General features: G+C 71.7%; 13 protein-coding genes. 1 reads left to right on the top strand and 12 read right to left on the bottom strand.

Annotated elements, in window-relative coordinates:
* Together AC08ON_RS06530 and AC08ON_RS06525 are read right to left on the bottom strand one after the other, a co-directional pair.
* A partial coding sequence (locus tag AC08ON_RS06530; RefSeq protein ID WP_476616631.1) for a hypothetical protein occupies positions 1-817 on the bottom strand: 817 nt, incomplete at its 3' end.
* Positions 818-959: 142 nt separating this feature from the next.
* Positions 960-4076, bottom strand: coding sequence for an FtsK/SpoIIIE domain-containing protein (locus AC08ON_RS06525; RefSeq protein WP_476616630.1), 3117 nt, complete (start codon positions 4074-4076; stop codon positions 960-962).
* A gap of 321 nt (positions 4077-4397) precedes the next feature.
* Between AC08ON_RS06525 and AC08ON_RS06520 the strand changes: the two genes are divergently transcribed.
* On the top strand, positions 4398-4949 hold the full coding sequence (locus AC08ON_RS06520; protein ID WP_476606979.1) for a phosphatase domain-containing protein: 552 nt from the start codon (positions 4398-4400) through the stop codon (positions 4947-4949).
* A gap of 60 nt (positions 4950-5009) precedes the next feature.
* On the opposite strand, the gene AC08ON_RS06515 is transcribed toward AC08ON_RS06520, so the two are convergent.
* From AC08ON_RS06515 to AC08ON_RS06470, 10 genes are all read right to left on the bottom strand, one after another.
* Complete coding sequence (locus AC08ON_RS06515) at positions 5010-5819, bottom strand: ABC transporter permease (protein ID WP_476606980.1); 810 nt, start codon at positions 5817-5819, stop codon at positions 5010-5012.
* Positions 5816-6904: an ATP-binding cassette domain-containing protein gene (locus tag AC08ON_RS06510; RefSeq protein ID WP_476606981.1), complete on the bottom strand. Its 1089-nt coding sequence runs from the start codon at positions 6902-6904 to the stop codon at positions 5816-5818. The genes AC08ON_RS06515 and AC08ON_RS06510 overlap by 4 nt, the downstream gene beginning before the upstream one ends.
* 54 nt (positions 6905-6958) lie before the next feature.
* The gene (locus AC08ON_RS06505) at positions 6959-7498 is read right to left on the bottom strand and encodes a MerR family transcriptional regulator (protein WP_035958339.1); all 540 of its coding nucleotides are present in this window, start codon (positions 7496-7498) and stop codon (positions 6959-6961) included.
* A gap of 591 nt (positions 7499-8089) precedes the next feature.
* Positions 8090-8569: a bifunctional nuclease family protein gene (locus AC08ON_RS06500; RefSeq protein ID WP_476606982.1), complete on the bottom strand. Its 480-nt coding sequence runs from the start codon at positions 8567-8569 to the stop codon at positions 8090-8092.
* Positions 8570-8736: 167 nt separating this feature from the next.
* A complete protein-coding gene (gene ftsR / locus AC08ON_RS06495; RefSeq protein WP_011435910.1) occupies positions 8737-9513 on the bottom strand; it encodes a transcriptional regulator FtsR in 777 nt (258 codons plus the stop codon).
* A 16-nt stretch (positions 9514-9529) separates the two neighbouring features.
* Positions 9530-10075 (bottom strand): FHA domain-containing protein, encoded by a 546-nt coding sequence (locus AC08ON_RS06490; RefSeq protein WP_009739506.1) that lies wholly within the window; start codon positions 10073-10075, stop codon positions 9530-9532.
* Positions 10076-10368: 293 nt separating this feature from the next.
* On the bottom strand, positions 10369-10749 hold the full coding sequence (gcvH, locus tag AC08ON_RS06485; protein WP_476606983.1) for a glycine cleavage system protein GcvH: 381 nt from the start codon (positions 10747-10749) through the stop codon (positions 10369-10371).
* 137 nt (positions 10750-10886) lie between these two features.
* The gene (locus tag AC08ON_RS06480) at positions 10887-11639 is read right to left on the bottom strand and encodes a DUF881 domain-containing protein (protein WP_476606984.1); all 753 of its coding nucleotides are present in this window, start codon (positions 11637-11639) and stop codon (positions 10887-10889) included.
* A 152-nt stretch (positions 11640-11791) separates the two neighbouring features.
* Positions 11792-12124, bottom strand: coding sequence for a DUF1290 domain-containing protein (locus tag AC08ON_RS06475; RefSeq protein WP_476606985.1), 333 nt, complete (start codon positions 12122-12124; stop codon positions 11792-11794).
* Positions 12121-12744: DUF881 domain-containing protein (locus AC08ON_RS06470; RefSeq protein ID WP_476616629.1), on the bottom strand; the 624-nt coding region annotated here is incomplete at its 5' end. The genes AC08ON_RS06470 and AC08ON_RS06475, both read right to left, overlap by 4 nt.

The following is a 12744-nucleotide window of genomic DNA, read 5'->3' as shown; positions in this document are numbered from 1 at the left end:
CCCCGAGGGCGACCAGGACGGCGGCGGCCACTGTCGACCCGACCAGGCATGGCAGCGCGGGCGCGGCGACGAAAGCCCGCAGAAGTCCGACGATCCCGAGGATGAGCAGGCAGGCGAGGGCGGTCAGCAGCCCGGCCGACGCCGGGCCGGTGCCCTTGGAGACGGCCCGCAGCTCGGCGGCCTTGCTCATCGCGTCCAGGCAGAGCTCGTATGCCTGGCGCGGCGCGGTCCGCGGGTCCACCTGCGCGGCGGACGGCTCGTGCGGGCCGCCGGCGCGGCCATCCCGCGCAGCCCGGCCCGCCCCCAGCGGCAGGCCATCCGACCGGTGCCGCTGCCGCGCGAGCCCCCGTCCCGTGCGGTCGGCCTCCCGCCCGGCCTGTGCCAATGATCGGCCCCGCCGATCGCCCGGTTCGGCCGGGACGTACCCGCCCCCGTCGCGGTAGAGGCCGCGATTAGCCGTCCCCTTCTTCGCCAGGCCGACCCGCGGGACGGCGGCAGCCGCTTCGGCCGAGGTGTCGCCGGCCGCCGAGCGCAGCTGGTCGAGCTCGGTGAGCCCATACTGGGCGAGGGGCTCGGCGACCTGGTCCCAGACACTGCGGACCCTGGCCCGGATGTCCTGGGCGGCGTCCCGGTGCCGACGCGCGGCCGCCCGGCCGTCCTGCCGTCGGTCGCGGGCGTCGCGGCCGGCCCGGGCCCGGGCCTCGTCGGACGCACCGAGCAGGCGCCGGTACTGCATCGCAGCCTTGGCCGGATCGTCAAGATCCGGGTCGCCAAGGCCCGCGTCGCCGAACAGGTCGGCGAGATCGGACGCATCCACCGGCACAGATCCAGCCACGATCCCGTTCCGTCCTCTCCCGGCGCCTGCTCGGCCGTCGATCCCCACGTCGCCGACAGCCGCCACATCGCCGACACCCGCCACGTCGCCGTCGCTTCCCGCCCCGTCGTCGGTCCGCATCGGACTACCCCTGATCCAACGGCGCGAACGGCACCACGGTGCGCGGTTCGGCCTGGACGTGCCGGTCGAACAGGACCGCCCGATTCGGCATGGTCCCACCGGCCACCGACCGGTGTCCGGCCAGGACGAACAGGTCGCTGCCGGGTACCCCGGCCGCCACCCACGCGGCGATGTCGTCCCGGTTACCCGGACCGAGGTCCTCGGCCAGCCGGGACACTCCCCGCCACCAGCCCAGCAGGTGCACGCGCTGCGCCGGTCCCCGGCGGGTGAGCGTGCGCAGGTCGTCCAGTCCGGTGCGACGGGTCACCGGGTCACGCGCCTCCAGCCCGGCCCGGCCGGCGTCCATCGCAAAGACGACGACGAGCCGCAGCGGCGGCGCGACCGGGCCCACGCTGCCGGTGAGTGCGGACTCCTCCCGGGCACGGGTCTCGTCGGCGGCACCGGCCAGCACTGACCGCAGGCCGGTGACATCGGCGACCCGAACGGGATGCCCGGCCCGGCGTACGCGCGCCGCGAGCACCTCCGCGGCGGCGAGCGCCATCGGCTCCGCGACGATGATCTCGACCACGAGTCCACCGGCCGGGACCTGCGCGGCGACGCTGGCCGCCGCCGCCTGCAGGATGCCGACCGCCTCCCGACGCAGCGGACCGAGCACGGCGAGATGCCGGCCGGGCAGCGCGGCGAGCCGTACCCCGACCGCGGGCGGCGCGAGGTCCAGGGGCACGCCGACCAGCGCGAGGGGATCGACATCGTTCTCGGCACCGTCCCCTGAGCCGCTCCCGGAACCGCAAGCACGCCCCGGCGACGCACCGCCCGCCAGCAGGCTCGGACCGGTTTCGCCACCGTCGCCGATGATCGCTTCGGCCGCAACCGCCTCGACGGCTGTCGGCGCCGGACGCCCGTCCAACGCCTGGTAGATCGGGTTGTCGTCAAGAACCGCGGGGGCGTGACCAGCAAAGACCCGCGGGGGCCTCGCATTCGGCACACTGCGGGCGGTCGTGGCCGCCAGCCGCCCACGCAGCACGCCTATCGCCGCCGGATCCGGGAAGGCGACCCGGACGAGTTCGTTGCCCGCAGGATGGCCGTTGCGCCGGTTGACGATAGCCTCCCCGACGCCCGAGAGCGCGCCGGCAGCCTCGTTCGCCGTGGACAGCAGGACCCGTGACTCCGAGATCGAGGTACGCAGCGCCACGCGCAACGCGAACTGCCCGAAGATCGAACCACGCTTCCCGGCGGTGGCGTCAAGCGCGTCGATACCGGACAGCGTCTGACTGGCGAGCAGCAGATGGACCCCGTAGGCGCGGCCCTGGCGGGCCAGGACCTCCAGGTGCGCGACGGCCTCCCGCGCCACCGAGTCCATCGGGGTGAGCATCACCTGGAACTCGTCGACCACGACGATGATCCGCGGCCAGGCCGAGCTCCGGTCGGCCGCCCGCAGGCCTCGCAGGTCGCGGGCGCCGACCGCGCGCATCGCCACGGCGCGGCGGCGCATCTGTTCACGGACCGCCCGCAGCACCGCGACGCCGAACTCGCGGTCGCTCTCGATGCCGACGGTGTCGGCGTGCGGCAGGTAGAACGGGTCCGTCGGACCGGCGGCAAACTGGGCGAACTCCAGCCCCTCCTTGAAGTCGAGCAGATGGAAGCGGACCTGGTCGGGCCCGTAACGCGCGGCGATCCCGTAGATCACGTCGAGGAGCAACGTCGACTTGCCCGACCCGGCCTGGCCGCCGACGAGGGCGTGCACGGTGTCGTCGTCGAAGGTGAACCCCACCGGCCCGTCGGGGCCCTGCGCCACCTCGACACCCACCCCGGCGGCGCTGTCGAACTCCCACAGGCCGCGGGGCAGCATGTCGCTGATGGCCGGCGGCCGGGCGGCCTCCCGGGTGGCCGCCGCGGCGACCTGAGCCGCGACCGCGGCGACCAACATGGAGTGCGGCGGCGGGTCCAGCTCGACCCGCAGCAGACCGGTCAGCGACGTGCGCCAGCCTCCCGCGGCGGCCCCGAGCCATCCCGGCCGATCGGCGAGGAGCTCGACCGCGGTGAACACCACCGACCTCGGCAGGGGTTCCGTCACCGAGTCCCCGTCCTCGTCGGCTCCCAGACCGCTGACGTCGGGATCCAGCGGCGTCAGCGCATCGGGACCGTCCCGCGAGCCGCCCAGGACCGGCTCCACGCCGGGCGGCCGGACCTCCACGATGGAGATCACCACCACCCCGCAGGACGGGCCCTGGGCCGCGATGGCGGCGAGCGCCCGCGCGCCCTCGTCGTGCAGCCGGGGCTCACCAAGCAGCACCAGGACGCGCCAGGGCTCCGAACGCGGAAGCCCAGCCTCCTCCCGCTCCCGCAACGAGTCGAACCGGCCACCGAGCCGGTCCACGGTGATTCTTCCCACCTCCGCCGACAGCTCCGCGAGGACCTCCTCAAGCCGGGCCCGCGTCGTGAGCGTGGGGGTGGCCACACCGGCGGCACGCAGCGGCGCAAAGCCGGCGAGCCCGGCACCGAACTCGTGGGGATCGTAGACGACGAGTCGGACCCACCCGGCCGGCGCCGCGGCGAGGACGCGGGTCAGCAGGCCACGCACGAGGTCGACCGCGGCGGGCCGGCTGGACCGGGTCGTCTCGATCCGCAGGTTCAGGCCGTCCAGCAGCGGGATGGCCAGTGGCACCGTCCGGTGCTGCGCCGTGGGATCGTCGGGCGGCACGATGACCTGACCGACCTGCCACAGAGCGGGCCGGAAACGAGCTCGGTCGCCGACCGGGGCGACACCGAAGGGGCCGTGCCGCCAGTCGGGCGCCGCCCAGGACGCGCCGGCGAATCCACGCGCCCGGGAACGGGCGATCACGGCGGCCCGGGCGAGCTCCCCGGCGACGTCGAGCCGCCCCGCACCGGACTCACCGGGGCCACCGGCCTTCCCCGAGGCACCGGCCTTCCCGGAAGCACCGGAGCCCACCTCGGTCTCGATCCGGTCCGCCTGCTCATCCAGCCGGTCGGCGAGCGCCAGTGCCGCCCCCAGCGAGGACTGGATGCCGGCCACGAGCGTGCGCGCCCGCCGGGTACCCGACACGTCGACCTCCCCACACTGTGTGTTGCCGTGCTCGGCGTCGAGCCCCCCGACGACCATGACACGTCCGACGGAGCAAACATCCCAGAACGCGCCGACCGGCCGAACTGGCCTGCCGGCGCGACGGTCTGGACACAGGGACATCGCCGGACGAAAGCATGCGACGACATCGGCGACGTTATCGGTACAACCACCCGCCGCCTGGCCGTTCCGGACGACGGCGACGCCGGGACCACCCGAGCGGGCCACCCCCGACCGGCACCAAATCAACGGCGCCGCGCGTGTTCAATGATCCGTCGGGGCAACCGTCCCGGTCAGGTAAGCCAGCGCACCGATCGAAGGGGCGAAGGTCGGCGATGAGCAGGTGGAAAGGGAACGTCGGTGACGGACGCGGCTGACACGGCTGACACGGCGGGCCGCACGGAGACGGCAGGTACGGCAGGTACGGCGGCGAAACAGCGACCGCTCGCCGTCATCGACGTCGACGGGGTAGTGGCCGACGTCCGACACCGATTGCGCTTCCTGCGCGCCAGTCCCAGCGACTGGGAGGCGTTCTTCGCAGCGGCGCCCGCCGATCCCCCCCTGGCCGAAGGGGTGGAACTGGCCCGCAAACTGGCCCGAGACCACGAGGTGGTATGGCTGACCGGCCGGCCGGAGCGTTCCAGAGAGGCGACGCGGCGCTGGCTGACCGAGCAGGATCTGCCGCCGGGTGAGCTGCGGATGCGTCCGGACTCCGACCGTCGGCCGGCTCGGGTGTTCAAACGCGCCGAACTTCGCGAGCTCGGCGCCGGCCGTCGGGTCGCCGTCGTGGTCGACGACGACCCCGCCGTGGTGGACCTGCTGCGCGCCGACGGCTGGCCGGTCCTGCGGGCCGAATGGCTCGCCTACGAGGCGACGCTGGGCAACGCCCAGGAGACCGAGGGCCGCACCTGACCATGAGCCGCGCCTCGGCGACATCGGGTACGGCCCGCGTCCGGCGGTCGGGCCCGCCGGTCAGCGCGAGGCCGACCGCCGGTACACGCGCGCGGCGAACGGCCCGAACACCACCAACAGACCCAGACACCAGGCGAGGGACTGCAGGAGGACGGAGACGACCGGACCGCCGAGGAACAACGCCCGCACGGCGTCGACGGTCACCGTCACCGGCTGATGCCGGGCGAACGCCTGCAGCCAGCCCGGCATGGTCTCCACCCGGGCGAAGGCCGAGCTGGCGAAGACCAGCGGGAAAATCCAGATGAATCCCGCCGACTGCGCCGCCTCCGCGCTACTCACCGACAGCCCGATGACGGCGGACAGCCAGGAGAAGGCGTACGAGAACAACAGCATCAGCCCGAACCCGGCCAGCGCCGCCGGCACCGTGGTCTCCCCGAACCGGAATCCCACGGCCAGACCTACCAGAAGCATCACCACGACGATGAAGACGTTGCGGGCGAGATCGGCCAGGGTACGGCCGGTGAGCAGCGCCGACCGGCTCATGGGAAGGGAACGGAACCGGTCGATCAGGCCCCGCTGACGGTCCTCCGCCAGCCCCACGCCGGTCAACATCGACCCGAAGATCACCGTCTGTAGGAAGATGCCCGGCATCAGGTAGTCCACGTACTTGACCCCGTCACCCACGTTGATCGCGCCACCGAAGACATAGGTGAACAGCAGGACGAACATGACCGGCTGGATGGTCGCGAAGATGACGAGCTCGGGTATCCGCCATGTCTGGATCAGATTGCGCCGGCACATCACCCACGCGTCAGCGACGGCCCACGACAGCCGCCCGCGCCCCGCCGGAGTCAGCTCGAGGGTGCTCATATGGTCACCATGTCCTTGTCATCCTTGTCATCCTTGTCATCCCGGTCGTCCCGATCGGCCCGGTCGTCCCGGTCATCAGGGTTGCCGGTGTCGCCACGGCCGTCGCCGCCCGCACGTGCGGGCGGCGTCTCGCTGCCGGCCGAAGCGCGCCCGGTCATGGCGAGGAAGACGTCGTCCAGCGACGGCCGGTGCAGGGCGACGTCGGAGATCGGCACCCCCAGCTCGTCGAGACCCCGGACCACATCGGACAGCACGCTCGCGCCCGGTACCGGCGCACTGACCCGACGCGTCTCCCCGTCGGCCGTCGCCGCGCCGGATCCGAACCGGGCGAGCACCGCCCGGGCGGCCTGGACATCCTCGGCGGCGTCACCACCGACGACGATGTCCAGCCGGTCGCCACCAACCTGCGACTTCAGCTCGTTCGGGGTACCCCGCGCGATGACCCGGCCGCCGTCGACCACCGAGATCCGGTGGGCCAGCCGGTCGGCCTCCTCCAGGTACTGCGTCGTGAGCAGGACCGTCGTGCCGTCCTGCACCAGATCGGCGATCACCCTCCACATCGCCGAGCGGCTGCGGGGATCCAGTCCGGTGGTCGGCTCGTCGAGGAACAGCACCGCCGGGTTGATAATCAGACTGGCCGCGAGATCGAGCCGCCGCCGCATCCCGCCCGAGTAGGTACGCGCCTGCCGACCGGCCGACTCGGCGAGCTCGAACCGCTCGAGCAGCTCGACCGCGCGGGCCCGCGCGACGCGGCTGCGCAGACGGTAGAGCCGCCCGAACATCTCCAGGTTCTCCAGGCCGGTGAGCCGCTCGTCGACCGCCGCGTACTGGCCGGTCAGACCGATCCGGGCACGCAGCGCGTCCGCCTGCCGGACGACGTCCAGACCGAGGACCCTGGCCTGGCCGCCGTCCGGGCGCAGCAGGGTCGACAGGATGCGTACCGCCGTCGTCTTGCCGGCTCCGTTGGGCCCCAGCACGCCGTGCACGGTGCCGGCATCGACCCGCAGGTCCAGGCCCACCAGCGCTCGTTTGCCGCCGTAGCTCTTCTGCAGGCCCTCGGTGAGGACCGTCGGGTTGTCTGTCACGAGGCGGACCGTACGACGAACCACCGACAGTTCGGAACCGAATAAGGGCGGGGGCTAGGCCGAGCTCCGCCGGGTCCGACGACTGGCCAGCTCGTCGCCGGGATGGGTCGCCGGCGGATGACCAGGCCGCTCGCAGGGCAGTTCGGCCAGCTGGCCACGCATGTCGCGCAGGGCTCGGCCGACGGCGATGGCGAACACGCCCTGTCCACCCCGGACAAGATCGATAACCTGATCGTCCGAGGTGCACTCGTACACGGTGGAGCCGTCGCTGATCAGGGTGAGCTGCGCCAGGTCGTCCACGCCGCGGGTACGCAGATGTTCCACCGCCACCCGGATGTTCTGCAGCGACACACCGGCCTCAAGCAGCTTGCGGACCACGCGCAGCACCAGGACGTCACGAAAGGAGTACAGCCGTTGGCTGCCGGAACCGGACGCGTCGCGGACGCTGGGGACGACCAGAGCGGTCCGAGCCCAGTAGTCGAGCTGGCGGTAGGTGATGCCCGCCGCGGCGCAGGCCGTCGGCCCCCGGTACCCGACGTCGTCCCCCGGCGGTTCGGGAATCTCATCCGGAAAGAGCTGGCCCTGTTCGATCATCGCTGTACGCACTTCGCCGCCATGCCAGCCCCATCCTCTGGACCGTTCCGGATCCGTCCCGACCGCCGACGTCACCCGACGCCGCCATCCCGGACACCCGGCCCGATCGAACCGTTTCCACTGTCGTGCGGCCTGCCACGATCACCTCGACCGCACGACTCCCCGACCACCGACGGCCGGCGAGGCCGCGGCGTGGCACCCTTGTGCCCGTAATCCGGGACCGCCCGTCCACCCGTCGGCACGGAACCGGGCAGAGCACATCACGCCGTTGCCACGGCCCGGCAAGGTCAGAGCCGGAGAGAGCCCGTTCCGCCACGTCTACCGCGGGCAGGGGCACGAACTCTACGGTCGGGCTCTCCCGACCGTAGGAGCGACGCGCGGTTCCTTCAATGATCTAAGCCGGCGTGTCTGGAGTCCAGCGGACGTCATTCAACAGATCGGTCAAATCGGAAGCTCGCCCCGATACTGCCCGCACTGTGGATCACAGTGGATCACAGCCGACCTCGGCCACGGCTCGCTGAAAGTCTCAGCGGCCGACCTGCTCCCAGGCGGGCACGCCAAGGGCTGGGAAGCCTCGGGAGCCGGGAACCCTCAGGAGTCGGGGGTGTTGAAATCCTCCGGGGAGATCGTGTCAAGGAACTCCCGGAACTTCTCCAGCTCGCTCTCCTGTTCTTGTTCCTCGGGAACGGTGATCCCGGCCTCGGCCAGAACCGCCTCGACCCCGTAGACCGGCGCTCCCATCCGCATCGCCAACGCGATCGCGTCGGACGGCCGGGCGGAGACCTCCACCCCGTTGCCGAACACGAGCGTGGCGAAGAAGACGCCGTCCTGGAGGTCGGTGATGGTTACCCGGGTCAGGTCCGTCTGCAGCGCACGCAACACGTCCCGCATCAGGTCATGGGTCATAGGTCGAGCCGTCGTGATGCCCTCCTGGGCGAAGGCAATCGCCGTCGCCTCGACAGCACCGATCCAGATAGGCAGATACCGCTCACCGCCCACCTCCTTGAGCAGGACGATCGGCTGCTTCGACGGAAGCTCGACTCGCACGCCGACGATGTCCAGCCGATGCACCGATCTACCTCCTCGCAGGTGGGGCGGGGCGGGATGTTGTGACCGGAGCCAGAAAACCCCACAGGGGAGACAGTATCCCCGCTTCCGTCCGGCGTCAGCGCGCCCACCGGTTCGGCTGTCCGGCAAGGCACTCCGAGCGCAGCCCCGACAGCCTCCTCACCTTGGTCTCAACTCGATCGTCCCGCCGCCAGCCGGGAGCGCAACAGGGCCGCGTGCAAGCGGACCAGCAACGCCGCCAGCTCATCGGCGGTCTCGGCGTGCCGTCCCGAGCCCTCACCACCGCGCTGGCCCCGCAACGGGGCGACGGCGGCCTCGATGAGACCAGCCTCACGGTCGGCCACCGTACGGGCGGCCCGCAGATGCCGGGGCTGCACGCCGTGGCCGGCCAGCAGCGCCACGGTCCGTGCGACGAGCAGGGCGTCGGAATCGTAGTACCCGCCGCCGGCGATCGGACCCACCAGGCCGTGCTGTTCCAGCTCGGTCAGGGCCTCGTCGCCGAGCCCCGCGGCGGCGAGAAGCTCCCGGCGCGACATTCTGACCCGTTCCGCCCCGAGGAACGCGTCCAGGCCGGTAGGGGCCGGATGCGGGGGCAGCGCGCGGGGTCCAGGCCGATGCACCGGGGTCTCACCGCGGTCGAGCGACGCCAGCTCCTCCTTGATCACGCGCAGCGGAAGAAAGCGCTCCCGCTGCGCGTGCAGGACGTAACGGAGCCGGGCAACGTCGTCGACCGAGTACTTGCGGTAGTTCGCGCTGGTACGGGCGGGTTCGACGAGTCCCTCCGCCTCGAGATAACGGATCTTCGACAGGGTGATGTCGGCGAAGTCCGCCCGCAGACGGTCGAGAACCTGGCCGATGTTGAGCACCTTCGCGTTCTGTCCGGCCTGGTCCGAGCGCGTTGCGCCCGAACGCGGGGCCGACGATGCCGCGGCGAGGCCGCCGCTCACCGTGGGTCCTTCCTCGTCACCGTGCCGCTGACCCCCCGTAGCTCGCGCCAGTCAGGAACACCAGCCGGAACTTGCCGATCTGCACCTCGTCGCCGCTGGTGAGCTCAGCCGAGTCGATCCGCTCGCGGTTGAGGTAGGTACCGTTCAGGCTCCCGACGTCGCGAACCGAGAAGCCCTTGGTGTACGGCGAGCGATGGAACTCCGCATGCCGACGGGAGACGGTCACATCGTCGAGGAAGATATCGCTCTCGGGATGGCGGCCGACGGTGGTCATGTCGGCGTCCAACAGAAAACGACTCCCCGCATTCGGCCCCCTCTTGACGACGAGCAACGCCGAGCCGGGAGGTAGCGCGTCAACGGCGGCCACGGCGTCCCGCTCGGTCGACTCGTCGACGTGGTCGCCCTCGATGCCGGACAGCGCGGCCGCCAGGTTCAGCGTCGACGTTTGCTCCGCGGGTCTCTCCGGCGCCACGGGCTCACCCGGACGTACCAGAGGAGACCCGCACCGCGCGCAGTACAGCGCGTCGGACGGGTTCTGCTGTCCGCACCTCGTGCAGAACACAGTCGCGTCCGCTTCCTGCCGGGATCCCGCACGGGCGGGGTACCCCAGCCGCTTCGGCCGCCACCGGACGGGCGGCGGGAACGTCTCTGCCAACACTGCGATGGTGGTAGCCAGACGTCCGCAGCCCACCCCCATCACCAGGATGATCACATGGCGACGGTCGGGTCGTCCACGATCGTGCCCCGGTGCACTCCGAGGCTAGTGCATCGCGGGCACGGTCGTGAAAAGAGTGCGACCCGTGTTGTTCGGCGTGGCGTGGCCCACCACCCACCAGAAGCACAAACCAGATACTCTCAGTTTTCCTTCACGTGCTCCGCGTACTCTTCGGCGGTCAGTAGGCCGGTGACGTCGGCGACATCCGCGACCGTGAGCTCGACGAGCCAGCCTTCCCCATAGGGATCAGAGTTGATCAGTTCCGGCGCACCGGCAAGTGCCTCGTTGCGCGCCGTCACCTCTCCGGCGATCGGCGCGTAGATCTCGGACACGCTCTTGGTCGACTCGACCTCTCCGAAGGACTCACCGGCCTGGACCGCGGAGCCGATGTCGGGCAGAGAGACAAAGACGATGTCGCCCAGCGCCTCCTGCGCGTAGGACGTGATGCCGACCCGTGCCGTGCTCCCGTCGAGCCGGATCCATTCGTGCTCACGGGTGTACTTCAGGTCGTCCGGGTACACCGGAGATCGCCTCCCCTTGCTCTGACCACTGCGCGGACCGCTCTGCGCCGCCCGGCCCGACGCCATACCGTGCCGCGCCGCGCCGCGAACTCCACCAGGAACCACGTTCCTCGGCTGGCCCGGGGAACAGGGGTCTCCTATCCGGCCGGACGGGCGTAGCGAGGACTCGGAGCGGGTCGCAGCGCACGGATCTCGATGTGCTCGGAGGTCCGAACGGTCGCCTGCGCCCCGTCCCGTGCCGCTACCGTATCGAGCACCCCGCCGGGGATCCGCATCGCCTGGTCCAGCGTGTGGGCGTCGCCCACCACCCGCAGCACGTACGGCGGCGCGATCGACGTGCCGTCGACCACCAACCCCCGCCCGGGCTCGTCGGCCACGTAGGTCGAGACGACCGCTCGGACCCCGGCGATCTCGATCGCCTCGGCGCCCGCGTCCCGTAGCTCCTGCAGGGCGTCGACGAGGATCGAGGCGTCGACCGCGCGGTGAGGGTCCTGGATCGTCAGTTCGAGCCCCGATCCGGTGACCGGCACTATGCCGGTGAGGATCGCCAGCCGGTCGGCCTCGCGACGCACCTCGTCCGGCCCGGCCGCCGGGGCCGGCACCGACGTCGGCACGGGCGGCATCATCGGTTCCGCCTCCCGGCGGAGCTGCTGCTCCCGGGCTGCCAGGGACCGGTCGACGGCGCCGATCGCACCGAGGGTCGCGGCGAGCTCGTCCGGCCGCGCGGTGGCGAGTCCGAAGGACGGCTGCGCGGACCGGGTCGCGGCGACCACGGCGAAACCGAGACCGGCGAGCAGGACCAGGCTCAGGGCAGGCCGCGTCCGGGAACGACCCGGCCGGACGTGCCCCGGAACCGGGCTCGGCGTCGGCTCCGACGCGACAGGGACCACGACGGGCGACGTGGGCGGGTCCGACGGCGCATCGGAGACCGGCGCATCGGAGACCGGCACCGGATCGGGCTTCGGATCGGGCTTCGGATCGGATGCGGACTTCCGTCCGGGCCCGGATTCCGAAGGGTCGCCTGCCGAGGTCACCGCCATCGTCAGACCTTGATCAGATGTTGGCGCAACGCGGTCGCGGTGGTGAAGATGCGGATGCCCAGCACCACGACCACCGCGGTGGACAACGCGCCGCCGAACCCGATCAGGTCGCCGAGCAGCACCATCAGGACGGCGATCGCGACGTCGAAGACGAACGAGACGATGAACGCCCGGTTGTCGAACACCCTCTCCGCGACGGCCCGCGCGCCGCCGAGAGCAGCGTCCACCGCGGCCACCACGGCGACTGGGAGGTAGGGATCCATCCAGTCGGGGACGGTCGGGCCCAGCACCAGGCCGGCCGTCACGCCCAGGGCAAGGGCTACCACGGCGATCATGATTCGCTCCGTCGAGCATGCCGCAGCACCTGGGGATCGGCCGCGGGCAGGGTCAGGTTTCTGACGGTGACGACCGACAGGGAGGTCACCGGTGAGTCGGGACGATGCCGCAGCCGGTCGATCACGGCGGACTCCTCGAGACGCCGCACGAGATCGTCCGGATCACCCACCGCTTCGACGGTGTACGGCGCGATCACCGGTACGAATCCGACGAGAATGAGATCACCGGCCGCCCGGATAGCGCTGAGAGCCGTCAGGCGGACGCCGTTGACCGCGACAGCCTCGGCACCCGAGATCCACAGCACGTTGACGAGATCGGCAAGATCTCGATCTTGAATCCGGGTCCAGCCGGACGCCGGTGCGGAGTGGGGACCGGCGGGCCCGGTCAACGGGCGCAGCGGGGTAGGCGCCGTTGACGCACGAGGTGCCGACGGTGCCGAGGGCCCGGGGGCGGTCCGGTCCGCGAGCTCGATCCGGGCACCCGGTCCACGCACGGGGGACCAGCCTGCCGCCGGCCCGAGATCCGACAGCGCCGCCGTGGCCCAGGCCAGCTCACGCTCGGCCCGGGCACGCTGTTCCCGCGCCGTCTTCACCCGCAGGCGCAGCTCGCCGACCCGGGT

Source organism: Frankia sp. CoWAU3 (assembly GCF_977971855.1).
The sequence above is the reverse complement of the archived record's forward strand: the minus strand, read 5'-3'. Positions and strand labels throughout refer to the sequence as shown.